Origin of the sequence: Lysinibacillus sp. NPDC096382 (assembly GCF_044762845.1) — a bacterium.
In the GTDB taxonomy this organism is placed as follows: domain Bacteria; phylum Bacillota; class Bacilli; order Bacillales_A; family Planococcaceae; genus Lysinibacillus.
The window spans coordinates 24667-50789 of the sequence record NZ_JBIWFC010000011.1 but is presented as its reverse complement, the minus strand read 5'-3'; the positions used below and the strand labels follow the sequence as shown (position 1 = coordinate 50789).

Genomic DNA, 26123 nt, shown 5'->3' with positions numbered 1-26123 from the left:
CGTAGTTTATCTTAAAAAGTAGCAGTCTGTTATACTGTATCATATGAATACCATCATGTGTGTCATAGAAAGAAGGATGAGATGGAATACTTGTTGTTTTTACTAATAGGCATCACAGGCAACGTCATTGGAACATTAGTTGGAGGCGGAGGGTTAATTACATTACCAACTATGATGTTAATGGGGGTACCGGTCCATTCAGCGATTGGTGCGAATAAGGTTTCAAATATGGTCAGCGCCTTTTCAAGCTTCTACACGATTTATAAAAGAAAAGAATTGTCATGGTCAGAAATGCGTTCAGTACTACTTGTTTCCCTAGTAGGTGGTACCCTTGGAGGTCTGTTTGCATCGTTTATGAGCAGTCAAACATTGACGTTCATCGCGATTGTTTTATTAGGTTTTGCCCTTATTATGTCCTTTATAGGTGGGGCTGAATTTGGAGAAAAAGAAAGCTTTACAATGAATCGTAAAAACGGTCCAATACTTCTTGGTGTTGGTTTTTATGATGGGATGTTCGGTCCTGGGAGCAGTACGCTGGCACTTTATACATATGCTCATGAGAAAATCTCTTATATGAAAGCTGTAGGTCTGTCACGTGTAGGTGTTTTTGCGATGTGCTCTGGAGCCGCAATTACGTATATTGCCACAGGTAAAATTGATTGGCCATTGACTATCGTGTTAATGGTTGGTTCTGTCATTGGTGCGCAAATAGGAATTATCCTTGCAAGAAAGGTTAAGGCAAGTCAAGTAAAGCTATTACTACGTATTGTAACCATTGTGCTAATAGTACAACTCTTATATGATTTTATCTTCATTCAATAGAAGACACATCTACGTATGAAGGTGATGAGATAAATGGAGATGTGATTCCTTTTCAGCGGATATCCAAACATCTACTGAATGAAGGTAAAGCCTCCGGCGGATGTCACGGATTGTTTATCTGCGCGAAAGCGAAGCGGCAGCGGCAATTACGCCAAGTCGAAATTGATAAAATACACATATAGGGAGGCGATATCCATGTTTGAAATCTCACCTTTTCCATCTTTTTCGTGGTCACTGTCACGTCATAAAACGTTAACAAGCTGTGCGCGAAAATATGGCTATGAATATTATTTTTCTCATAATGGCTGGCTAAGTTACAATGTGGAGCCGTATCATCAACATGTCTATCGCTTAAAAAAGCTGCAATCCATGCCGATTTTATTTGGGCAAATCGTCCATCACTTAATAGAGCAATCGATCAATGATTATTTGCAAACCGGCAAGGCCCCAACTGTTGCTGAGCTAGTAAATCGTGCACGTGGCCAGCTTAATGCCGCTTTTATCGATTCTACACGCCATGTAGATTTATGGAGACATAAGCCGAATAAATTTTATATGATGCAGGAAATTTATTAAGATGGGCAGTTAAATCCTGAACTTGTACAAGACTATAAGGAGCGAATGACCGCAGTCTTTGACAACTTTCTTAACAGTGATACTTTCCAGCAAATTACCGCTCAAAAAGGCTCCCTAAGAATTGGTGAGCCTGAACAATTTCGTTCCATGAAAATAGAGGGGATACAAGTTTTCGTCGTAATGGATTTTCATTATTACGATGAAATAGCAGACAAGTGGATTATTATCGACTGGAAAACAGGCGGAGAATCTGATGATGATCGCCAGCAATTAGCGCTCTACGCATACTATATTCAACAGAAATATCGTGTATCTCTTGACCAGATTGATGTTTATAATGAATATTTATTGACGGGTAAACGAAAAAAATATGCCTTTACAGCATTTGATATGGACAATATTTTACATACGTTTCAGCGAAGTGTATTAGAAATGAAAAAATATCAGGCAGATATTTTCTTCAATGAGCCCGTGGACTTTGAGGAATTTGAACAAACCCTTGAAAAATGGCACTGTAAAGGGTGTAATTTTAAAGAATTATGTGCGCAGAATAGCTCTCTTATTTAAAATAATGGGGCTATTTTATAGAGTAATGCGGATAAGATGCTTGTGTTTTCTCCAATGACCCAATGGAATTTGAGCAAAACCCTAAAAAATAGCACTATAAGGTTGTAATTTTAAAAAATTATGAGTGTAGAGTTAAGTAGAAGATGGAGCATATAAAATGTCATACCTAACTAGGTGTGGCTTTTTATTATGTTTCATAATTTTTGTACTTACAACCCATTATATAAGTAGATGGGAGGTGTGATTTATGGAGTATGAATATAAAGTAAAGTTTTACTTTGACGAAGGCCGTGAAGAAGAATATAAAATCAAAAATAATATTGAACAAGAAACATTTACGGAAGAACTTTCTAATGGTTTCAATGAGAAGTCTTGGTATTCATTTACTGAAACAGAACATTATAAAACGATTTTAATCAGTACTAAAGAAGTTTTCCAAGTAGTAGTAGAAAAAAATGTTTTAGAATTTGATTAATCAAAAGTATGAAGTGACATCTAACTTGGTGTGGCCTATTAGCATTAAAAAAGGCTGTTTTCTATAAGTGTTGCTGTTATAAAATAAAGACAGGATAAATCTACAAATTCTTGTAGAATTAATGCTGTCTTTATTTGGTTTTTTCATTGAAATATTAAACCTTTGCTATCAAATATTATTTACGTACAAATGTTTGATACATTATAGCAGTTAGAGATGCGATTTCATCATTGATTGCTTCAATGTGGATACGATTCGTTAAATTTGTATTTGTACGATCTAAATTTTTAATTACAGCAATTTTTTCACCATTTAACGTTAAGGTTCCTGAATTAGTGTAATCTTTCTCAAATTGGTACATGTCCCCGTTGATCAGAAAAGATTGCACCTTTTCAATTAATTGCACACGCTTTTGTGTAATTGAAACCGTATCCATTGCATTGCGGCTATAGAGTGTATAACGAAAACCAGTAAATATGCAATCGATTTTGTATATTGGACTTTTATCAATCGAAAAAGCATTATAGCAGTATGGCATTCCATATCGGAGAAGCATATGAAACAGTTGTGTTAGGATACGATGGCGATTCTTTTTGAGGATACTTATCACTTTGTTGTCCTTGTTATAAATGGGAATACTTGTGTGATGAAAATCTAATTCTGGGATGTTATATGAATAAATTGCAATGATGTCTCTCCTCGATTATCTCTTAAATAATTCAATCAATGTCAATTTTAATATGAAATTGATATTTTTGTCCAAATAAATTGTACCGTTAGTTGAATAGCAACGATTTTTTTAGAAAACTTCCTTTTAAAGAACTATATAACGTCATGATTTTTCAATAGCCGATGCAGAAAATGTAATTCATTTTGATTCAATAATTAACAGAAGTCTCTTCAAGCGTTGTGTATAAATGGAAATATTTATGTGAATACATCTGATTTGAGGTATTATTAAATGAAAGATGTCTTTTTTTCGAGGAACAAAATGCTGGAATAGGAGAGGTTTTATTGAATGATAAAAAATGGGGGATAGTGTTCTCGTTTATTTTCGGTAGTATAGCTATTTTCCTTATATTGATTCTATTGTCTGTTTCGTTTTTTGGTCAAGAAATACTGGAATACCTTAGAGATGGGTTTTCAGAGAAATACTAGGTATATTTCATTTTTGAAAAAAACTTGGGTATCTTCTATTGGTGTATTCGTTTTGTCACAAATCATCTTTATTACATTAGAAGCAACAGGGTGGATTCCTAATTATCGAGATATTAGTGGAACATTATTTGGAAGAATTACAGACTCTTCAATTTTCAAAGAGTGGTTTACTTTTTATGAAAGACGGATTGTAATATTAAGTGCAACACCCAGAAGTCAATATAAAGGAAGCCCATAACGACCTCGTGTAGAATGTAGTTACCACACAAACATTCAAACGGAGGAATCGTTATGAGCTATACCCATCTTACCATATCAGAATTTGTAAAAATAGAAACATGATTATTCGATTCGTAAAATAGCGAAACTCTTAAATCGTCAACCTTCTACGATTTCCAGAGAAATAAAACGCCACGCCGGTAGTACGGCTGACGAAGCGCAAGTACGTTACCACCAAAATAAATCCAATTGTGGTGCCAGGTCAAAATGTACGCCAGAAGTAAAAGAAGCTGTTCAAGAAAAGTTGCGGGATACATGGTCGCCTGAACAAATTGTCGGCCGCTTGTATCAAGGACAGCTAAGTTTTAAAACCATCTATCGCTGGATTTACGATGGTCTTTTAGAAGTGCCTATAACCGTTCTCCGTCAAAAAGGAAAGCGCCAAAAGCCCCGCGAAACAAGGGGGAAGATTTAACATTGGCACACCAATTTCTAAACGCCCAAAAGAAGTACGTAAACGTGAAACCTTTGGACATTGGGAGTTAGATACAGTTGTATCTGGACGTGGGAAAGCAAAAGGGTGTGTCGCAACATTTATTGAGCGAATGACACGGTGGTATATTGGCTTTTTGATACCAGATCGCTCAGCTCAATCAATGGAAAGAGCAGTACGTCTACTTCATACTAAATTACCCAAAGGCGCTATAAAAACAGCCACAACAGACCGAGGTAAAGAATTTAGCTGCTATAAGTGTTAGACCTATTCTTCTTGGCAACGCAGAAGTAACGAAAATGGAAATGGATTACTTCGCGAGTTCTTCCTTAAGCAAACAAATTTCGATGAAATATCACCAGAAGAACTAACAGAATCATCAAACTATATCAACAACCGACCAAGAAAATATCTTGGTTGGAAAACTGCAAACGAGGCTTTTAATGAGCAATTGTTGCACTTAATTTGACAAATCATCATTTGGATACACTCTTTTGTATTATATGAAAAATAAATCATTCATCGTGTTGCTGGAAAAAAGATGAAATAGTATGTAAAGAAATTTGTTCAATAGCATTCGCTTCAATTTGCTCATTGGAACAGCAAGCTATAGAATACTGCTGTTCAACACTGGTAGTCAAAAAATATAGAGAATCCAATTGGTTTGTAGCATATAAATGAATGCCGCCACCATTAATTTAAAAAAAGAAGGATTGGAGTGGCAAAGACAAGCCTACACCACAATATTTAATATAGGCTTCCTTCAATGTCCATAGTTTATAAAAATAATCAAATTGATGTTTGTCAGATAAAGCTATTAAATCTTGATATTCCTCGGGAGCAAAAATATGTTGAGCGAGGTTGAGATCCAGTATTTTTTGCTTTTCAATATCGACACCCAATCCCATATTACTGATACCACAAAGAACATAATTTCCTGAATGTGAAATATTAAAAAACGCGTAAGGTAGATTTTTTACATATGGTTTACCATATGGATTATTGTCAAATTCAATAGCTGATGGGGCTATATTAAAAGTCGTTGAAATTAAATATCTAGCCAATATGTCAGCTAATAAACCGCGCTTATAGTCATCTTTAAAATGGAATTGCTGAAGTTTGTTCTGTTTGTCATTTGAAATGAAAGCTGTGAATTTTGAATGGTATTTATCGAAATGTGAATCTGTAATGGAAAGTAGAGCAAGTGTTATGATGGTCAGTTACCCCCTACTATGTTTAACCTCTAAATATTTGCTGCCTATATTCTTTCGGTGTTAAATCGGCATAGCGTTTAAATAACTCTGAAAATCTACCTGCACTTTGATAGCCTACTGTTCGAGCAATTTCGTTAATAGGGAGCTCTGTATGAGCTAGTAATTTCTCAGCCTGATGAACACGTTGTTTTTGAATATATTCCGTAATTGTGCAATGATACACTTCTTTAAATAATTTTTTTAATTTTGTAGCACCCATACAAGAAATTTTAGTTAAATGATCTAAAGTTAGTTGTAGGGCGTAGTACTTTTCTATATGAGTGGCTACATGCTCAATTTGGTGAATATCTTCTTTAGAAATTTGTGAGCAATGACAAGTTTCATTGAAAAGTACACGTTCCATTATAAGGGCTAATGCTTCATATACTTTCCCTTCATAAAAAAGTGCAGAGGTCAGATCAGCACCACGATAAGCCGCTATTTGTCGAAACAGGATTACCATTTCTGGAAAAGTAGTTGTGGCTTTTAGTGTTGTTAATGCTTGACGTGGATTCACATATTTTTCACCATATTTATGTGCTAGAAATTGATCACAAAAAATAGGGGTAAACTCAATACCGATTGATTGTACTGGAATATTTTTATGAATAATAGCGCTATATTTTTCTCCTTTTCCCCAATAACTCCTTATATAACCTGGCTTTAATTGTTGGTAAGGGTTAAGCTCCTCACCTGAAATAGATTCATAGTATGAGACGGTTAAAAGTTCAGGCATTGTTAATTCTAACTGATAATCCTCAAAAAAATAAAAATCATGAATAAGAATAGAAAACATTTCCTTGTAATGATATATCCAATAATAACCTTTACCTAAAGTTGGATCGATTGTATATGTAGTACCCACTGAGTTATATTTGCTCATTTGGTCAAATTTTGAAAAACCATTCTCTAATAATAGAGGTTTAAAATGATGAGATGTCATCTGTTTTCTCCTTTCCTCAATTAGACTTTCCTCTTCCTTGATTAGACGAAAACATAGTGTAGTTATTTTTTTATGTACTACGATTCATTATAATGGTAATGATAATCATTATCAATGAAATAAAGTAAATATAGTAATAATTACTAGAGGAAGGAAGGGAAGTATAAAAATGTATTCGCAAACAATACAACAAAAAACTTTAAGTATTAAAGATTTAATTACAGTCGGTATTTTCTCAGCACTGTTCTTTATATTCATGATGATTGGATCAGCCCTTTTTGCCCCCAATCCTGTATTAACGTTTTTAATGCCAGCTGGCGCTGCTCTATTAACGGGACCTATTTATTTATTAATGATTGCTAAAGTACCAAAATTTGGTCCTATTCTTATTTTAGGAATATTGTTAGCGATTATTACATTTGTTACAGGGATGTACTGGTTATGGTCATTAGCTTGTATAGGAGTAGCTATAATTGGTGAATTAATAGCAGCGATTGGTAAGTATAAAAATATTTCAATAAATATTTTAAGCTATATTGTTTTTGCACTTCATCCAATGGGTTCTTACGTAATGTTGTGGCTTAATCAACAAGCGTATAAGGAGTATTTGGTAGGTCAAGGAACAGAACAAGCTTATATGGATACGATGTTAACAACCGCCCAAAATTGGATGTTACCAACAATGTTTGTTGGCACAATGCTATGCGCTTTGATCAGCGGTTTATTGGGAAAAAAATTATTGAGAAAACAGTTTGAAAAATCAGGAGTGCTTGCATAGGTAGGGCGGTGAAATTATGAATAAGGGAGAAGAATTGCAGGGCAATATGCATATGCATGTTTATACCGTCAAACTTGATCCAAGAACGAAAATATATCTACTACTGTTAGTAAATGCAGCGGTTTTTTTGTCACCTTCTTTTCAATTCGAACTCATATTAATGGCCATAATATTTAGTCTTTGCTTTCTAATGGGAATGTTTTCTTTTTCATTGAAAATGATGCTTGGTTACGTGTTAATTCTAGGAGTTCACTTAGTAAGTGAAATGTTTTTGTCAGGTGCGTGGGAGCTAATGTTTGTATCATTTACAATGTTTATTAGGAAAATATTCCCGTGCGTTGTAATGGGTGGATTGTTAGTTGGAACAACAAAAATAAATGAATTTATGACGGCTTTAGGAAAAATAAGAATTTCCAAAAAGGTAATTATTCCATTAGCTGTAATGTTGCGCTATTTTCCAATGATTGGTGAGGATTGGCGATATATAAAGGATGCTATGAAGTTAAGAGGCATCTCACCCTCCATAATAGGTTTTCTAAAAAATCCTGTGCAAACGGTTGAATGTATTTACGTTCCTTTATTGATGGCAGCCTCAAAAATTGCTGATGAATTATCTGCTGCAAGCATAGCGAGAGGGATTGAAAACCCGAAAGAGCGTTCTTGCTTTCAACATGTGTCATTCCAATTCAGTGATAGTATTGTAATGTTTATATTTACATTTTTTGTGTTTGGAGGAGTGTTCATATGTTGAAAATCGAGCAATATTCATTTCATTATACAGATGAGAAAAGTGAAGGTATAGAAAATATAAATATTCATGTCAAAAAAGGACAGTGCATTTTACTGTGTGGTAAAAGCGGCTGTGGTAAAACAACTATTATCCGAGCAATTAATGGTTTAATTCCTTATTTTTATTCTGGAAAGCTAAAAGGGCAAGTGTTGTTAAATAATCAACCTGTAGAAAATAGGAAAATGTATGAATTAAGCGAACAGGTTGGGACGGTGTTCCAAAATCCGAGATCACAATTCTTTAATGTGGATACTGATAGTGAGATTGTATTTGGAATGGAAAATATGGCATATCCAAAAGAAATGATGGAAGAACGAATGCGGCAAATTACGTCTGAGCTTCGTTTAGAAAGGCTTCGTCGACGCAATATTTTTCATTTATCGGGGGGAGAAAAGCAAAAGATTGCTTTTGCAAGTGTGTATGCTGTAGCACCCGATATTTTTGTATTAGATGAGCCTTCCTCTAATTTAGATACGGCTGCTATTGAGGATTTAAAAGACATGATTGCATTACTAAAAATGCAAGGTAAAACAATTATTGTATCGGAGCATAGACTTTACTATTTAAAAGAATTAATTGATAGAGCCATTGTATTAAATAAGGGACAAATTGTATCAGTTTACTCACAAAAGGATTTTTTACAGCTTTCAGATCTTCAACTGAGGCAATTAGGACTCCGCACACTTTATTTAGACAATGTACAGTTTCAACATAAATCGCTACCTGCTGAACAAAAAGTTCATGAGCTTGTTGTGAAGGATGTCACAATATCGCACAAAAAAAGAAAGGTATTAGAAAATATTCAATTCACAGCAAAAAGCGGAGAAATAATTGCAATCACAGGACATAATGGTGCAGGAAAAACGACCTTTGCTAGAACGATATGTGGTCTACATAAACTATCATCAGGAAATATTTATTTTAATAAACAAAAACTAACATTGAAAAAACAGGCTCAGCTTTCCTATATGGTAATGCAAGATGTCAATTATCAGTTATTCGCAGAAACGGTTGAAAAAGAATGTGTATTTGGGGTGAAAAATCTCAATCCGAATTTAGTACGAAAAGTATTGGAGGAAATGGATTTATTAGAACTGGTCAATCGACACCCGAATACATTATCAGGAGGACAAAAACAGAGACTTGCTGTAGCTGCAAGTTTAATAAGTGAAAAAGAAATTATAGTGTTTGATGAACCGACAAGTGGATTAGATTTTGACAGTATGCAAAAGGTTTCTAGTATTTTACAGAATTTAGCGGAGGCTAATAAAATTATTTTTGTCATTACACATGACTTAGAATTTATAGCATCTTGCTGTCATCGTATACTTCGCTTCGGAGATGGAAAGAAGCAAGATGATTATAAGTTAAATAAAGAAAATCATCAGTATACAATTGAAACTTTCACTAGATAGCAGGGAATGGATCTAACGTAACTGACCTGCAATGTGCAGAGAAATGTACGATACAAAATTACGATGCAAGGGAAGGGCTGAACGATAATGGGGAAAGTTGTAAAACAAAATAAAAATCCAATCTTTATGCTTCTTTCTTGGGCTGGAAAGGATAAAAAATATTTATATTTGTCTGTTTTATGTTCTTTAATTAGTGGTCTTTCGACAATTGTACCTTATTTCATTATTTATCAAATAATTAAGCAAGTCTATCACAATAATTTAACAGAAGCTTTGTTAATTCACAATTTATTGATTTTGGCTATTTCGATAATTGTTCGATTTGGGCTCTTTGCTATTTCTGGTACCCTATCGCATAAGGGTGCCTATCGAACGTTATTTAAAGTGCGTTGTCAAGTAACAGAGCATATGGCGCAAGTTTCACTAGGTTCTTTAAATGAACGAAATACAGGAGAAATTAAAACACTATTAAATGAAGAAATTGAAAAGCTAGAGTTATTTTTAGCACATCATTTACCAGAGTTAGTGTTTTACTTGAGTGGTCCAATTGCTGTCTTCATCTATTTATGTACAGTTAACGTACCGTTAGCGCTTATTTCGTTTATTCCATTAATTGTTGCAGTGGCAGTAATGGCAATAATGTTTCGGGGGACGAATCAATTAATGGATCGAGGAGCACGTTCCATAGCCAATCTAAATGCAATCATTATCGAATATATTCAAGGAATGCGTTTAATTAAGGCATATAACATGAGTAGTTCATCATTTAAAAAGTTTACAAACGCAGTAGATGATGAATTTAATATTTGGAAAGAAATGTCTTTAAAAATGGGTCCACCATATGCGAGCTTTGTCATTATTATAGAATGTGGCTTACTCCTTATGGTACCTATTGGTGGAATGTGGTTTTTAAATGGTAGTTTAACAGGAAGTGTCTTTATTCTTTTTGTATTTGTAGGCTCATTGTATTTAACAGAATTACGACCTTTACAGGAATTAGGTTCAAACTTTGCACAGGTTTTAAATGCTGTAAAGAAATGCGTAGCCTTTTTAGAAACACCTGTTTTTGGGCAAGGGCAAGCATTTCCGAACAATTACAATATCGAACTAAGAAATGTCAATTACTCTTATGATGGGCAAAAAGAACATTTAAAGAATGTGAATCTGTCTATTGCTGAAAATGAAAAAATAGCTATTGTAGGTGACTCAGGTTCTGGGAAAAGCACCATTGTACAGTTAATTTCACGCTTTAATGATGTTCAGCAAGGAGAAGTTTTGATTGGTAATCAAAATGTGAAGGATATTGATTATGAGGAATTATTAAAAAATATAACAACAGTTTTCCAAAAGACCTTTTTAACAAGTGGTACAGTGTTTGAAAACATTGTCATGGGTTCTAATGCCACACTCGATGAGGTAAGAACTGCGGCGAAAAAAGCGCAAATAGATGATTTTATTATTTCATTACCTGATGGTTACGATACGAGGGTAGGGAGTTTTGGAACTAGATTTTCTGGTGGAGAAAAGCAGCGAATTGCTATTGCACGTGCCATTTTAAAAGATGCACCGATTTTAATATTAGATGAAGCAACATCCGCAGCAGACCCAGAAAATCAGGCCGAGATTGATCAAGCCATTGCTGAACTTTGTGTTGGTAAAACAGTAATTATCATTGCACACCGTCTTGGTATTATTAAGCATTGTGATCGAGTGGCAATTGTAGAAAATCAAACACTACAAGCATGTGGAACGCATCAAGAAATGCTAGAAGAAAACCCTTCATATAAAAAGACTTGGCAGGATTATAGTAAAGCTAGAGAAATTACGTATGAATTTTAACGATGTTGTACTTGTAGAAAAAAAGGGTCTTTCAAGGGAAAGCCTATTTATGAAGGAGACTTAAGTATGGACAAAAAAAATGCATTTACAAAAAATGCTTCTTTTTATCTTTCTATTGTTTTCAATGTCATCGAGGGTATGCTAGCTGGTTTTAATTTTATCGTACTATATTACACGATTAATGCTTTATTAACAGAGCAATTAACGATGAACTTGTTAACTCGAATTCTGTCATTGTTAGGCGCTGTTTTTGTTATTCGTTTAATCATCTACGCGTTTGGTTATACGAGAGGGCAAATCGGAGGTGCCCAGATTAGTAGAATTCTTCGCTTGACACTGGGCGATAAAATGAAAAAAATACCGCTTTCCTCCTTTACGAAGGCACAAACAGGAGAGTACATTAATGCAACGACAACAAGTGTCAATAATTATGAAAATATTTTGACTCATAAAATAGGAGATATTATAAAAAATTCTTCATTTACTTTACTGCTAATTGGCTTTATTTCGACTATTTATATACCTGCTGGAGTAGTTCTGTTATGTTCAGGTTTATTGTTAATACCAACTCTTTACTTGTCCTTTTTAATGGTAAAAAAATACGGAAATCAAAAGAAAAATATTATGACAAGTAACACAAGTGCTGTAGTTGAGTATATAAATGGTATTCAAACGTTGCGATCATTTGGTTTGGGTGGTGTTAAAAATAAAGCAACAACCTCATCAATGAAGGACTATAGTGATGTTAGTTATTTATATGAGATAAAAGTAATTCCAATTGGTACAACGTTTAGTATTTTGTGTTGGCTAAGTTTACCGATTGTTCTTTATTTAGCAGGACATCAATGGCTGGAAGGGAATTTAGATGCGTCTTCTTTCTTTCTAATTAGCATTTCCCCTTTATTTACATGCAAATTATTTGGCACACTTTTTATTGATTTAACCTCTTATAAAAACTTAATGATTGCAAAAAGACAAATTGAGTGTGTCATAGAAGAGGTGGAGGAGTTATCAAATGAGACTTCTTTTGAACCTGAACAGTATAGTATAGCTTTTCAAAATGTGAATTTCGCTTATAACCAAGGGGAACCTATACTACGAAATGTCAATTTTGAAATTGATTTTTCACAGTTTGTGGCGATTGTTGGACCATCGGGTTCGGGAAAATCAACTATTTTAAATTTAATAACAAAATACTATGAGCCTGAACGCGGTGATATATTAATCGGTCAGCAAGTTATTCAATCGATTGCTTCTGAAAAAGTATTGCAGAAAATTTCACTAGTCGACCAAGATATATTTTTGTTTAATGATACGATTTTAAATAATATTCGCTATGCAAAGCCAGAAGCGACAGAACAAGAAATTATTAATGCTGCGAAAGAAGCAAACTGCCATGATTTTATTGAGAAATTAGAGTATGGCTATGGCACAATTGTTGGAGAAAATGGTAATAAGCTATCGGGCGGTGAAAGACAACGTATATCCATTGCACGTGCTATTTTAAAGGACAGCCCAATACTTTTATTAGATGAAGCAACAGCGTCGTTAGATATCGAGAATGAGCTGGCTGTAAAAGAAGCGATTAAAAATCTTTTGAAAAAGAAAAAAACGGTTGTGATGATTGCCCATACGCTTTCCATTATAAAAAATGCAGACAAAATCCTAGTTGTTAATGAAGGACAAATCGTAGAAGAAGGTTCACATGAAAAGCTCATTGCTAAAGAAGGCAAATATGCAGCAATGTGGAGAAAGGAACATCAATTAAGTAGCGTATAACAAAATGTATTTTGTAGATGAGAGGAAGGGAGCGAAAAGCATGTCTTCACAAATGGATTGGTATTTACATGAGGTTGAACGATATGAGCAATTGGGTTTCTTAAGAAAGAAAACATTAATGGAGGAGCTAGAAATTATCGCTGAACAATTTCCTCATAACATAGCAGTTGTGGAAGGAAATCGACGCCTAACTTATCAAGAATTGCTTCAAGAAATTGAGCAATTATCGACAGGCTTTTTGTCATTAGGTTGGCGGCAGGGTGATCGGGTTTTATTACAATTACCAAATACAATTGAGTTTATTACTGTATTATTTAGTCTACTAAAAATAGGTGTGCAGCCTGTTCTGATGTTACCTTCTCATAGAGAAATAGAAATTGATACAATCGCAAAGATGGTACAGCCAATAGCTTATATATGTTGCAACGCTCATCTTGGTATTCAGTATGAGTGCATGGCTGCACAAATCGTCCCTCTGCATAAAAGTATTCGATATATTGTGACGGTTGGTAAATCTACCGTACAGTGGCCAGCAACTTTTACACATGTAACATTAGATCAGCTTAAAGAAAGTAGCTATTCATTAGTGGTTAGTGATTTACCACATTATAGAGATACTGCGTTATATTTATTGTCTGGTGGCACTACAGGTATTCCGAAAATTATTCCGAAAATCCATGAGGCGTATGCTTACAATGCACTAGCCTCTGCTGAAAAATGTGGGATGACTCCTGAAACTGTATACATGGCAGTACTATCTATTTCACATGATTATCCGTTATGCTCTCCAGGCATATTAGGCACTCTTTTTACAGGAGGCAAAGTGGTATTATGTCAAACTTCTAGCTTTGATGAAGCATTTCAAGAAATAGAAAAGGAACGTGTGACACATACCTCAATTGTACCAACAATAGCTAGCTTATGGTTAGAAGCTTTTGAATGGTATGAAGAATTGGATATGTCGAGTTTAGAGGTTGTTTTAATTGGTGCTGCTCACATAGAGCAAAAAACAGCTGTTCATTTTATGGATAAATTTCAATGTAAAATACAACAAGGATATGGATTAGGGGAAGGAATAACTTGCTTCACAGCATTAAATGATCCTATAGAAACTGTTACGAGCTGTCAAGGGCGAGCAATTTCTTTAGGTGATGAAATAAAGATTATAGATGAGCTAGGAAGAGAAGTTCCTCAAGGTGAGCTTGGGGAATTGGTGGCAAAAGGACCGTATACATTTGGGGGCTACTATCAAGCACCTGCTTTAAATGCTGATATTTTCACAATAAATTATTTTTTACGTACTGGTGATAAAGCACGTATAACACCAGAGGGGAATATACAAATTGTTGGTAGAGTAAGGGAACAAATTAATCGTGCAGGTGAAAATATTATACCCTCTGAAATCGAAAGCTTTCTACGAGCACATCCAATTATTAAAGATGTAGCTGTTATCGGTTTGCCAGATAAAGAGTTAGGAGAGAACATTTGTGCATTTTTAGTTACGGATGGACAAAGAATTGAACGAGATGAGATATGTAGTTTTCTAATCCAACTAGGCGTTGCTCAATATAAACTTCCAGATCAAATCATATATGTAGAGCGGTTACCATTTATAAATGTAGGGAAGGTTGATAAGAACAAATTAAAACAGATTACTATAGAAAGAGAGGTGTCAAAGTATTGAGATTAAAGAATGATCTAGATAATATCCAAAGTCTAGCGTTGGAAGTCAATCATCTACTCGGTATACAGAAAGAAATACATGAGGATCAAAATTTATTAGAATTAGGCTTAAACTCCTTACAAGTGATGAAATTAGTTGGCAAACTAAAAAAAGTTGGGGTAACAATTACCTTTAAAGAATTAATATCCGAGCCGTATTTAAGTGCTTGGAATAAATTAATAAATAGAGATTATGTATATACAATTAATAATGATAACGAACTATTAGAAAATCAAGATAAGACTGTAGCTAATATGTATGAACCTTTTCCATTAACAGATGTACAGTATGCTTATTGGGTTGGACGACAAAGCGGTCAATATTTAGGTGGAAATGGCTGTCATGGTTATATGGAAATTGATGGGCGGAAAATTGATATAGAGCGGCTTAAAGCAGCATGGGCATTAATAATTCAGCATCATCCTATGCTCCGTGTCAAATATACAGAAGATGGTCAACAGCAAATTTTAAAAGAATCACCTTTTACAACTATTGATGTCCACGATTTTACAACTTGCTCGCAAGTCGAGATTAGCAAAAAGCTAGAAACTATTCGCGCTAATACCTCACACCGACTATTGGCAATTGATCAAGGGGAAGTAGCTTGCTTACAGCTATCTCTATTACCAAATGGTAAAACTCGTCTCCATTTCGATATAGACTTACTTGTAGCTGATGTTCAAAGTTTCCAAATCATTTTAAGAGATTTAGCGGCAGCTTATTCTAGACAGCAAAAACCGAAGGCACCTGAAAATTGGAACTTTGCAAAATATCTACATGATAAAGCACTAGCAATTGCCAATGAAGAAAGTTACGCAGAAGCTTATTGGAAAAACAGGTTAACTACTTTGCCATTAGGTCCAAAACTACCGTTATCAAACAATGCTGAGTTGATACAACACACTCCTAAATTTAAAAGAAGGGAGCATTTTTTAGAAGAACAAACTTGGAGTAAGCTTAAATTGACTGCCTCACACCATAACGTCACACCTGCAATGGTATTGTTAGCAGCTTATGCCTATACATTAAGTAAATGGAGCAGTGAATCTCGTTTTATTATTAATATTCCATTGTTTAACCGAGATACTTTGTCTGAAGAGATAGAGCAAGTTGTAGCTGATTTTACTACGCTACTATTATTGGAAGTCGATAGTGAAAATCGACAACATTTTTTAGCATTTACGAAAAGTTTACAACAGCAATTTCATCAAGATTTAAACTATACCGCTTATTCAGGTGTGAAAATTCAACGGGATATGGCTAAGTATTTCCCAGATGAAAAAGTGTTTGCTCCGATAGTTTTTTCATGTAATTTAGGCGTACCACTTATAAATGAGGAGTTTAAAGATGCATTTGGTACTATTCATTATATGATTTCACAAACGCCACAAGTTTGGTTGGATTTCCAAATGTTTGATATGGATGATGGTTTGTTATGTATTTGGGATGGTTTAGATGAATTATTCCCTTCAGGTTTGTTGGATGACATGTTTGAACTGTTTATCAAAACTATTGATTGGTTAATTGAAGATGAACAGCATTGGCTTCAACAGCCAGCTATCGAAACAAAAGCACAAGAAGTAAGACGTCAATTAATTGATAATGCCACAATAGAAGATCATGCTCAAGGCTTGCACACGTCTTTCTTCGAAAAAGCAAAGCAACAACCACAAGTTATAGCGCTTATAGATGGTATAAGTCATAAAGAAGTTAGTTATGAGACGCTGTCTTTACAAGCGGAAAAGGTTGCTGCGGCCCTGTTACATAATGGTTTTAAACAAGGTGATCGAGTAGCTATTTCATTGCCAAGAGGATTAGAGCAAATACAAGCGATTTTAGGCGTACTAGCTATTGGAGGCTGTTATGTTCCTGTACATGTGACACAGCCGATTGAACGTTATAAAAAAATTATTGAGAAGGCAAATGTTTCTTTTATTCTAACAACGGCCTCCTACGAAGAAAAGTACCAAGATATTGAACAAGTACAAGTTATTATGATGGAACAGATACATCAATTTGGTCATGTGAAGTTTCCTAAAGTAGATGTAAACAGTTCTGCTTATATTATTTTCACATCAGGTTCAACGGGAGAACCAAAAGGTGTAGAAATTAGTCATAAGGCCGCTTGGAATACAATTGCAGATATTAATAAAAAATATGATATTAGCAAAGAAGATCGTATTCTAGCATTATCATCATTAGATTTTGATTTATCTATATATGATATATTTGGTCTTTTAAGTGTTGGTGGTAGCCTTGTCCTTATATCAGAAGATACGGCTCGAAACGCAGATATTTGGTTAAAGTTAATATGTAATTACCGTATTACATTATGGAATTCAGTACCTGCTTTATTGAAGATGTTATTAATAGAAGCCGAGAGCGTAAAGATGATTTGTCAAAATTTACGTATTGTGATGTTGTCAGGAGATTGGATTAGTTTAGATATTCCTGAGAGACTGTTAAAAGTAGCACCGAAAGGGCTATTAGTAGCAATGGGCGGTGCGACAGAAGCGGCAATTTGGTCCAATTATTATGATGTCAATCATCCAATACCAGCAAGTTGGCGTTCAATCCCTTATGGAAGACCCCTGAAAAATCAGTTTTATAGAATTATTGATACAAATGGGGAAGACTGTCCGAGTTGGAAAGCAGGAGAGCTGTGGATAGGAGGTGCCGGTGTAGCCAAAGGATACGTAGGAGAGCCACAATTAACTACTGAACGCTTTATTGAAGAGAAAGGTATTCGTTGGTATAAGACAGGGGATATCGGTCGATTTTGGAACAACGGCCTTATCGAGTTTTTAGGAAGAAATGATTCACAGGTAAAGGTACGGGGTCACCGTATTGAATTAGGTGAAATCGAAAGTGCTATTAGAAGTTATGAAATAGTTGAGGATGCTGCTGTCACGGTCAGAGGAGAGGAAAACCAATATTTAGCCGCTTATATTGTAAGTAGTTCTAAAAAAGAGCAAGCACAAACTATTAAATATAATAAACCAATGATTGATTGGTCTTATATTGTTCAATTAAAAGAGAATGGGGATTTTACTAAAACTTACAATGAGAATGAAAATCGTTATCGGTCGTTAAAGGATTATTGCGAATATCTTACTATGGAAATGATTAGTAAAATAATTTCCAAATTAGGATTTCCGCTAGAAAAAGATGTTCGTTACAATATTTTAAAAATAATAGAGCGAGAAAAAATTAACAGCAGATATCAAAGTTTAATATATCAATGGTTTAGTTTTTTAGAAAAAAACAATTTAGTTTCTTGTGAAGGATCTACTATTCATAATAAACAATGTTTAATCGTTAATAGTGAAGAACAGTTTAGTAGTTTAGAGAAAATGCAAACAACATATATAAGGGCGTTTGTTTCTGACTTTTTTGAAAAAAGCTATGCACTTTTAACGGGTGAACTAGAGCCTTTAGAATTATTGCTTCATCATAACATACATCCTTTAGAACAATTGACTGAAAACATGTCTGATGGAAAAAAACAGCAGGATTTAATAGCGACTCTGATTCAAACCGTTTTAAGTAATCGAACAGAACGCCAAGCACCACTCAAAATATTAGAGGTTGGGGTGCGTCATACGAACACACTTCGTATGCTAGCAGAGACTTTTTCAAAAGATGACATTCATTATACTGCTACAGATGAGTCCAACTACTTTATAAATCGTGTTCAAAAAATAGTAGGTTTACAGTCCAATATCCATTTTAAAGTACTTGATATAAATAAATGTCCAATTTCTCAAGGTTTTATAGATGGTGAATATGATTTGATTGTGGCGTCGCACTCTTTGCATAGAGCAGTCCATATTAGAAATTCACTTAAAGATTTAAAGAAGTTATTAAAGCATGGTGGGCTATTCGTTAATTTAGAAATGACGGAGAATAATCCTCTGCAATTAGTCAGTACAGCATTTTTAGAAGATGGTTTTACACATTATAAGGATGAACGGGAAAATACATGTCTTCCATTACTATCGGAAGATCGTTGGCTCTCTATTTTTAAAGAAGAGGGCTTTACAAATATTACGCTTCAGCCTATTGATACAGCCTTTACTCAGTATTTATTTGTAGCTCAAGTTGAAAGACAATCATTTTCAGAATTCCAGCTAGAGCCACTTAAACATTATTTAGAAAAACGATTACCAAGTTATATGATTCCTCATGTAATTATTCCATTAGAGGAGTTACCTATTACGGCCAATGGCAAAGTGAATCGAGCAGCATTACCAATCCCTGAAATTGAGCAAGTCAATTTAGCTACAAAAGAATTTATTGCACCAGCAACCCTAATCGAAATAAGGTTAGCAGAAATATGGACCGAAGTATTAGGGGTAGATGCAATTGGCATACGTGATCATTACTTTGAGCTAGGCGGGGATTCATTATTAGCTACTCAGCTTAGTGCAAAAATAAAAGAGCAATTTGCTGTCAAAATCAGCTTAGAAGCAATCTTCAATCAACCTGTTTTTCAACAGATGGCACTGTTATTAGAGGAATTAGTGCTACAAAAGACAAACGAAGAAACGGAGAAAAAGCTACCAACTATAGTGCCTAATGAGCGGGATCGTTTCGAGCCATTTCCATTAACAGAAGTTCAACAAGCATATTGGCTAGGTCGTAGTGGTATTTATGCATACGGTGATGTATCCACTCACTGCTATTTTGAAATGGATTGCCCAGCTCTAAATCATGTAAGAGTGGAACAAATATGGAATCGTCTCATACAACATCATGATATGATGAGGGCCGTCATTTTAAATGATGGACAACACCAACAGGTTCAAGAGTTTGTAGAGTACTATTCTATTGCATCGTACAATCTTACAAATCTTTCAACAGAACAGCAAAAAGAACAGCTTACATTAGTGCGAAGTGAGATGGAGCATCAAACATTTAATCCAAGTGAGTGGCCATTGTTTGATATTCGAATGTCGACTATAAATGAACATAAAACAAGACTACATATTAGTTTTGACAATATTATTTTTGATGGTTTTAGTATGTTCTATTTATTTAAAGAGTGGAAGCGCCTATATGATGATTCTTCTGCAAAACTACAAGTGCTTCACACTACATTCAGAGATTATATATTGGCTTATGAAAAAATTCGGGAAACAGAAATGTATGAGCAGGATATGCAATATTGGAATCAACGTATTGATAATATGTACCCTGCACCAGATTTACCTCTACTTGATTATAAAGGAGATTTATCTAACTGTAAGTTTACGAGATATGAAGAGAAGCTATCTTCACAGCAATGGCTAGCCTTAAAGCAATTAGCTACCAAAATGAACTTGTCTCCAGCATCCTTGTTAATCGCTGCTTATGCAGAAACTTTAGCAAGATGGAGTAGTCAACCAAAATTTACAATAAATCTTACTCGTTTCCATCGTGTGCTATTTGAACCGGATGTAGAACAGCTTATAGGTGACTTTACATCGCTTAATCTTTTATCTATTGATATGTCAAAAGGAGAATCTTTTTTAGAACGTGCTAGAAATGTTCAAAAGCAACTATTGCAGGATTTAGAGCATCCTTATGTGGGTGGTGTATATGTAGAGCGTGCACTAGCTAAAAAGTGGAATCGTCAAATGGGCATAATGATGCCATTTGTCTTTACGAGTGGATTAGGGCTTGAAAAAAATAATGGGGCAACAACAATGGGTGGCTATTTAGGAGATATTGTATATGGATTATCTCAAACTCCTCAAGTTTGGCTTGATCATCAAGTTTCAGAGCAAAAAGGTGAACTATGGCTAAGCTGGGATGCAATAGAGGAGATTTTCCCACAGCATTTAGTCATTGGCATGTTTGAGGCATACAGCAGTATTTTAAAAGAGCTTTCTACGAAGAAAGATTTATGGAAAAAAAGAATTGGAAGTCTTGTGCGTTTACCATCTCAAGGGCAAGTAGGAAAAATTAAAGGGCAGGACACAGAAATATCAAATGAGACGTTGTTAAGTCTTGTTGAAAAACAAATAGCTGAAAATCCTACTAATATCGCAGTGTTCTCAGAAGAAAAAACTATTACGTATCAACAGCTATGTCATTTAAAAAATCATACTGCTCAATCATTACTTGAACGGGATAGTACTAAAGGGAAATTAGTTGCTATTGTTATGGAAAAAGGATGGGAACAAATAGTTGCTGCATTGGGGATTATTAAAGCAGGGAAGGCATATTTACCGATTGATTGTACAACGCCTATTGAACGGATGGAATTTCTTTTAAAAGAAGGAGAAGTTCAATCTATAGTAACACAAGCACATATACTCACACAGCTACCCTTCCTAAATGATTATCATGTGACGGTCGTTGATGCTAAATGGGCACATCAAGAATGTCTAGTCGATAGTCCTGACTTGTTGCCTTCAGATTTAGCGTATGTCATTTATACTTCGGGTTCTACTGGTAAGCCGAAGGGTGTCATGATTGATCATAGAGGTGCAGTAAATACCGTATTAGATATTAATCATCGACTTGCTGTTTGTACGGAGGATCGTATTCTTGCGTTATCTAACCTAACGTTTGATTTATCCGTATACGATATTTTTGGCATACTTGCTGCTGGTGGTGGAATTGTTATACCAAAAGCGGAGCATGTAAAAGAACCTGCATATTGGAAAAAATTAATACAAAATCATCACATCTCCATTTGGAATTCAGTGCCGGCCTTTATGCAAATGTTAACAGAATATAGTAGGAATATAGAGTCTGCTCAGTATCCAACACTAAGGGCTGTGTTATTGAGTGGTGACTGGATTTCATTAAGCTTGCCTACAGATGTTTGGGAAATTGCGCCAAAGACTCGAATATTGGGATTAGGTGGTGCGACGGAGGCGTCTATATGGTCAAATAGTTTCGATATACAAACAGTAAATAGGGATTGGAAGAGCATACCTTATGGCAAACCTTTAGCCAATCAATATTACTATATACTAAATGATCAAATGGCAGCTTGTCCTGTGAATATACCAGGGAAATTGTATATCGGAGGATTAGGACTTGCTATGGGGTATTGGAAAAATGAAGAGCGGACAAATGACCAATTTTTACTTCACCCAATTACAAATGAACGTCTATATGATACAGGAGATTTAGGGCGATATTTACCTGATGGCAATATTGAATTTTTAGGGAGAGCAGATTCACAAATTAAACTAAATGGCTATCGGGTTGAAATAGGTGAAATAGATTATCACCTAGCTAAATTGCCTACTGTGAAGGAAGCGGCAACAATTGTTCATAAACGTAATGGAGCAACAATATTAGTGGCATATGTAGTATTAGAAGATGAACAAAATGGTCTAACTATTGAACAAACCAAAAATTTATTGGCACAAAAATTACCTAATTATTTGTTACCTACTGTGTACAAATATATTGATAAAATGCCACTGTCAGAGAACGGAAAAGTTAACCGTAAACTTTTACAACAGTTACCTCTAGAGCAAGAGGAGTCATCTGAATATAGAGAGCCTTTTACAGAGATGCAAAAAGAAATAGCGAAAATTTGGGAAGAAATATTGTCTTATTCACATCCTGGAATTGATGATGATTTCTTCGCATGTGGAGGTAATTCTTTAATGGCCATTCAAATTATCGGAAAAATAAAGGAGAAATTTAATATAGCGCTTTCTATTCAAACATTATTCACTCATTCACGTCTTGAACAACTAGCAGCATTCGTTGAGGAAAACAGTGTCACTATGGAGGAAGGTGCTCTATGAGACAATATCACCTTTCTCGAATAATTTTTATGATTGTCATTTTGGCTTTCATAAGTGGGTGTAGTGAAGATACAAAAATGACCAAGCATTCTTCACTAAAAATAGGTGTGTTGCGTATCGATGATAGTCTGCCTCTTTATGTTGCAGAGAAGGATCAGCTTTTCCAAAAATATGGTGCCGATGTTGAGCTTATAGAGTTTAGCAGTGCCTCTGATCAATCGAAGGCGATGGAGGCTGGTGAACTAGATGGCATGATGACTGATATGATCGTTCAAAATTTAATAAAAAAGGGGGGCATTGATGTTAAAACGATTGCATTAGCATTAGGTGCGACGGAGAAGGAAGGAAGATTTTTAGTCGTTTCTTCTCCACATAGCTCTATTGTTGAACCGAAGCAGCTAGTAGGGCAATCTGTCATGATCTCTGAGAATACAATGATGGATTATTTAATGGAGCAATATGAACGACATTTGAAACTAGATTCTTCTGAAATAACGAAAATTCATCTTCCGAATCTTTCATTACGTGTAGATACAGTATTAGCTGGAAAAGAAGCGCAAGCAGCTATATTACCTGAGCCATTGGCAAGCTATGCTGTTGCACAAGGTGCAAATATTGTCATTGATGATACAACACTTGGAGAGAACTTTTCCCAATCAGTCATCGTTATGACACAAAAAAACATAACAGAAAATAGAGCTGTGATTGAAAACTTCCTAAGAGCTTACAACGAAGCGATTAAACAGTTAAATCAGCACCCAGAAAAATACTTTGAACTTGCTCTAAAAGTGGCAAACGTACCGGAAATTTTAAAAGGGCATTATGCAGTTCCAGTTTTTACTCCTAATTGTGTGCCAGCACAAGAAAATGTCGAGCGTATATCTGATTGGTTAGTTTCCAGAGGATTATTGGACAAAGCTTTTCCATATGAAGATCTAGTAGAAACGTCATTGGAAGAACAATAAAAAGGGGGATATGTCGTGTATAGAATTCAGCATGTTGACTTAGCGTACAAGACAGCCTCAGGTACGGTTAATGTCCTGCAAAACATTAACCTTCAAATATCTTCTGGTGAATGTGTAGCTATTGTTGGTGTTTCTGGTAGTGGGAAATCCTCTTTATTAAAAATTGTAGCTGGTTTGGAAAAACCGAATAATGGAACCGTTTATTTTGATGGAAAAGAATTGAAAGGACCACAGCATGAGATAGCGATTATTTTTCAAAATTACGGCCTGTTCCAATGGAAAAGGGTGAAAGATAATATAGCTCTCCCTTTAAAGCTGGCCAAACGACCCAAGCAGGAACGGGAAAAAGAGACACAATTTATTTTATCACAATTGAATATTCACAATCAGCAGTACAGTTATCCTTTTCAACTATCTGGGGGACAGCAGCAAAGGGTTGCAATAGGGAGAGCTTTAATCCAAAAGCCAAAAGTTTTGTTAATGGACGAGCCATTTTCAGCGTTAGATATTTTAACGAAGGAGCAATTAATACTAACATTGCAGAAAATACGTCATGAAAGAAATTTAACGCTACTATTTGTGACACATAACATTGATGAAGCGTTGATGATGAGCGATCGCATCGTCGTTTTTCACGCGAATGGAAAAACAATTGCAGGCACCATTGAGAATGATTATCAGATAGAGGAGCGACGTAATCCTGCTTTCATGTATCGTCAACAACAACGAATTAAACAATTACTAAAGGGAGAGCCGTGTGAAGAAGACATATAGTATAGTCATCGCTACCATTATCATTATTTTATTATGGCATCTATCTAGCATCTCATTGAATAAAGCTTTTTTACCTACACCTTTTGAAGCGGGACAATCATTTTTAACAGTAGTAACTAGTGGTGAATTAACACAGCATTTTTTCATAAGTAGTTATCGAGTAGGTATCGGTATAATCTGTGCTCTCTTTTTCGCGATTCCTACAGGTTTACTTATGGGGTGGAATAAAAAGATAGATCTTTTATTAAGTCCTTTATTATATGTGCTTTATCCTATCCCAAAGGTTGTTTTTTTACCAATTATTCTCGTGCTATTTGGATTAGGGGATGTCCCAAAAATCATGTTAATTGCCTTTGTTCTTTATTTTCAATTGGTAGTAGTAATTCGTGATGCCGCAAAAGGAATTCCTTATTCTCAGAAACAAGTTATTCAATCATTGAACGCTACAAAACTACAAACACTGTGCCATTTGACACTACCCTATTGCTTACCGAGCGTAATGACTTCCTTGCGAGCTTCATTAGGAACAGCATTAGCAATCCTATTTATAGCTGAAACCTTTGCATCATTTAGTGGATTAGGTTATTACATTTTAAATCGAATGGATAGTAGAGATTACTTAGCTATGTATGCAGGTGTAATAGGGCTAGCTTTATTAGGAGGAGGGCTATATGCCCTTATTAATATCGTAGAAAATACTATTTGTAGATGGTATAAATTGATGGCAGATAGCAGCAGTAATTAAAAAGGAGATTAACTATGGATATACAAGAAAGTATGATACGTTCAACGATTCAAGGCTTTTCTACTTCTTATTTGCTATATACAGCTTGTGAATTAGGAATATTTGATGCCATATTCGATGAACGAAAGCATGTAACGTTATTGGCACAAGAATTAGCGCTTGACGAAGAAATGCTCTTTCGTTTTATGCGACCATTAGTAGCTTTGAAATATATGGAGGAAGAAAATAATTATTTTAAATTACTTCCTTTAGGGGAGAAATTATCAGGACAAGCAAGTGATTCATTAAAGGATTTTTTATTATTCACAGGCAGACAGGCAATGCCTTATTGGTCGAAGCTTTATGAAGCGATGAAAACGAAGAAAATCCCTTATCAATTAGTAGAACAACAGTCTTATTTTCAAGCGCAAGTACAGCAAAATGAAAAATTTGAAGTGTTTAATAAGATGATGAGTAAAACAAGTGAACGGCTTCAACTAGAAGCATATTTTGCAGAAAAAAAAGATTGGTACTGCATCAATAAAATTATCGATGTTGGTGGAGGATCTGGAGAGATAATTACGAAATTTTTGGAATTTTACCGCAATGCTCAAGGGATTGTAATAGATCTGCAACATGTACAACAAAAGGCAGAAGGGAAATTGGAGCTTTACGGCATCAACAGTCGATGTACATTTCAGGCAGGAGACTTTTTTCAAGAGGTACCTAAATTGGGTGATCTCTATATTTTATCGCGAATCCTCCATGATTGGGAGGATGAAGCAGCAATCACAATTTTACGTAATATCGCTCAAAGTATGGGCGAAAATTCTACACTAACTATCATTGAAAAATTATTACCAGAGGTTATTGAAGGAAATGCCTCGCATTTATATATGACGGATTTAAATATTTGGACGATGTGTGGAGGTAAGGAAAGAACACAATCCCAATTTGAGGTGCTATTTCATCAAAGTGGATTAACGATCAAAGCACTTTATTCATTAAAAGAAGATGACTATCTAATAGAAGTTGTGAAAAAGGACTTCGAATATCAGGAGGGAATATTATAA

Annotated in this window: 19 protein-coding genes and 3 pseudogenes; 19 read left to right on the top strand and 3 right to left on the bottom strand. The window is 35.0% G+C overall.

Going from position 1 to position 26123, the window contains the following annotated elements:
- Window positions 1-81 precede the first annotated feature (81 nt).
- From ACIQZA_RS15750 to ACIQZA_RS15735, 4 genes are all read left to right on the top strand, one after another.
- Window positions 82-822, top strand: a complete 741-nt coding sequence (locus tag ACIQZA_RS15750) for a sulfite exporter TauE/SafE family protein (RefSeq protein ID WP_400941035.1) — start codon at window positions 82-84, stop codon at window positions 820-822.
- 195 nt (window positions 823-1017) lie between these two features.
- The gene (locus tag ACIQZA_RS15745; protein ID WP_402882514.1) at window positions 1018-1398 is read left to right on the top strand and encodes a hypothetical protein; all 381 of its coding nucleotides are present in this window, start codon (window positions 1018-1020) and stop codon (window positions 1396-1398) included.
- Between the two features lie 45 nt (window positions 1399-1443).
- Entirely contained in the window at window positions 1444-1965 is a 522-nt protein-coding gene (locus tag ACIQZA_RS15740) for a PD-(D/E)XK nuclease family protein (protein ID WP_402882516.1), read from the top strand.
- 247 nt (window positions 1966-2212) lie between these two features.
- Entirely contained in the window at window positions 2213-2440 is a 228-nt protein-coding gene (locus tag ACIQZA_RS15735) for a hypothetical protein (RefSeq protein WP_400941041.1), read from the top strand.
- Window positions 2441-2615: 175 nt separating this feature from the next.
- Here the strand turns inward: ACIQZA_RS15735 and ACIQZA_RS25565 are convergent, their stop codons facing one another.
- Complete coding sequence (locus tag ACIQZA_RS25565; protein WP_427495236.1) at window positions 2616-3107, bottom strand: tubby C-terminal domain-like protein; 492 nt, start codon at window positions 3105-3107, stop codon at window positions 2616-2618.
- A gap of 504 nt (window positions 3108-3611) precedes the next feature.
- Here ACIQZA_RS25565 and ACIQZA_RS15725 point away from each other — a divergent pair.
- A complete protein-coding gene (locus tag ACIQZA_RS15725) occupies window positions 3612-3836 on the top strand; it encodes a YfzA family protein (RefSeq protein WP_402882520.1) in 225 nt (74 codons plus the stop codon).
- 53 nt (window positions 3837-3889) lie between these two features.
- A pseudogene (locus tag ACIQZA_RS15720) lies at window positions 3890-4779 on the top strand (IS30 family transposase).
- Between the two features lie 229 nt (window positions 4780-5008).
- Here ACIQZA_RS15720 and ACIQZA_RS15715 read toward each other — a convergent pair.
- Together ACIQZA_RS15715 and ACIQZA_RS15710 are read right to left on the bottom strand one after the other, a co-directional pair.
- The gene (locus ACIQZA_RS15715; protein WP_403009920.1) at window positions 5009-5500 is read right to left on the bottom strand and encodes a 4'-phosphopantetheinyl transferase family protein; all 492 of its coding nucleotides are present in this window, start codon (window positions 5498-5500) and stop codon (window positions 5009-5011) included.
- A gap of 46 nt (window positions 5501-5546) precedes the next feature.
- Window positions 5547-6506 carry a helix-turn-helix transcriptional regulator gene (locus tag ACIQZA_RS15710; RefSeq protein ID WP_400941051.1) on the bottom strand — a complete coding sequence of 320 codons (960 nt, stop codon included), beginning with the start codon at window positions 6504-6506 and terminating at the stop codon, window positions 5547-5549.
- Window positions 6507-6675: 169 nt separating this feature from the next.
- Here ACIQZA_RS15710 and ACIQZA_RS15705 point away from each other — a divergent pair, with 169 nt between their 5' ends.
- The 13 genes and pseudogenes from ACIQZA_RS15705 to ACIQZA_RS15655 all read left to right on the top strand — a co-directional run bounded on the left by ACIQZA_RS15705 (window position 6676) and on the right by ACIQZA_RS15655 (window position 26123).
- Entirely contained in the window at window positions 6676-7284 is a 609-nt protein-coding gene (locus tag ACIQZA_RS15705) for an MptD family putative ECF transporter S component (protein WP_142507764.1), read from the top strand.
- A gap of 16 nt (window positions 7285-7300) precedes the next feature.
- Complete coding sequence (locus tag ACIQZA_RS15700) at window positions 7301-8035, top strand: energy-coupling factor transporter transmembrane component T (protein ID WP_402882522.1); 735 nt, start codon at window positions 7301-7303, stop codon at window positions 8033-8035.
- Entirely contained in the window at window positions 8029-9489 is a 1461-nt protein-coding gene (locus ACIQZA_RS15695; protein WP_402882525.1) for an ABC transporter ATP-binding protein, read from the top strand. The genes ACIQZA_RS15700 and ACIQZA_RS15695 overlap by 7 nt, the downstream gene beginning before the upstream one ends.
- An 87-nt stretch (window positions 9490-9576) precedes the next feature.
- A complete protein-coding gene (locus ACIQZA_RS15690; RefSeq protein WP_402882526.1) occupies window positions 9577-11328 on the top strand; it encodes an ABC transporter ATP-binding protein in 1752 nt (583 codons plus the stop codon).
- Between the two features lie 66 nt (window positions 11329-11394).
- Window positions 11395-13107: an ABC transporter ATP-binding protein gene (locus ACIQZA_RS15685; protein WP_402882529.1), complete on the top strand. Its 1713-nt coding sequence runs from the start codon at window positions 11395-11397 to the stop codon at window positions 13105-13107.
- Window positions 13108-13147: 40 nt separating this feature from the next.
- Window positions 13148-14791 (top strand): (2,3-dihydroxybenzoyl)adenylate synthase, encoded by a 1644-nt coding sequence (locus tag ACIQZA_RS15680; RefSeq protein WP_402882532.1) that lies wholly within the window; start codon window positions 13148-13150, stop codon window positions 14789-14791.
- A pseudogene (locus tag ACIQZA_RS15675) lies at window positions 14788-20697 on the top strand (amino acid adenylation domain-containing protein); the annotation flags it as partial. The gene ACIQZA_RS15680 and the pseudogene ACIQZA_RS15675, both read left to right, overlap by 4 nt.
- A gap of 45 nt (window positions 20698-20742) precedes the next feature.
- Window positions 20743-22260, top strand: a pseudogene (locus tag ACIQZA_RS25560) (amino acid adenylation domain-containing protein); the annotation flags it as partial.
- Complete coding sequence (locus tag ACIQZA_RS25555) at window positions 22249-22587, top strand: phosphopantetheine-binding protein (protein WP_427495234.1); 339 nt, start codon at window positions 22249-22251, stop codon at window positions 22585-22587. The pseudogene ACIQZA_RS25560 and the gene ACIQZA_RS25555, both read left to right, overlap by 12 nt.
- Window positions 22584-23552 carry an ABC transporter substrate-binding protein gene (locus tag ACIQZA_RS15670; protein ID WP_402882537.1) on the top strand — a complete coding sequence of 323 codons (969 nt, stop codon included), beginning with the start codon at window positions 22584-22586 and terminating at the stop codon, window positions 23550-23552. Before ACIQZA_RS25555 ends, ACIQZA_RS15670 begins: the two co-directional genes overlap by 4 nt.
- Before the next feature lie 15 nt (window positions 23553-23567).
- A complete protein-coding gene (locus ACIQZA_RS15665) occupies window positions 23568-24326 on the top strand; it encodes an ABC transporter ATP-binding protein (protein WP_402882539.1) in 759 nt (252 codons plus the stop codon).
- Window positions 24310-25071, top strand: a complete 762-nt coding sequence (locus ACIQZA_RS15660; protein ID WP_402882542.1) for an ABC transporter permease — start codon at window positions 24310-24312, stop codon at window positions 25069-25071. The genes ACIQZA_RS15665 and ACIQZA_RS15660 overlap by 17 nt, the downstream gene beginning before the upstream one ends.
- A gap of 14 nt (window positions 25072-25085) precedes the next feature.
- Window positions 25086-26123 (top strand): methyltransferase, encoded by a 1038-nt coding sequence (locus ACIQZA_RS15655; protein ID WP_402882545.1) that lies wholly within the window; start codon window positions 25086-25088, stop codon window positions 26121-26123.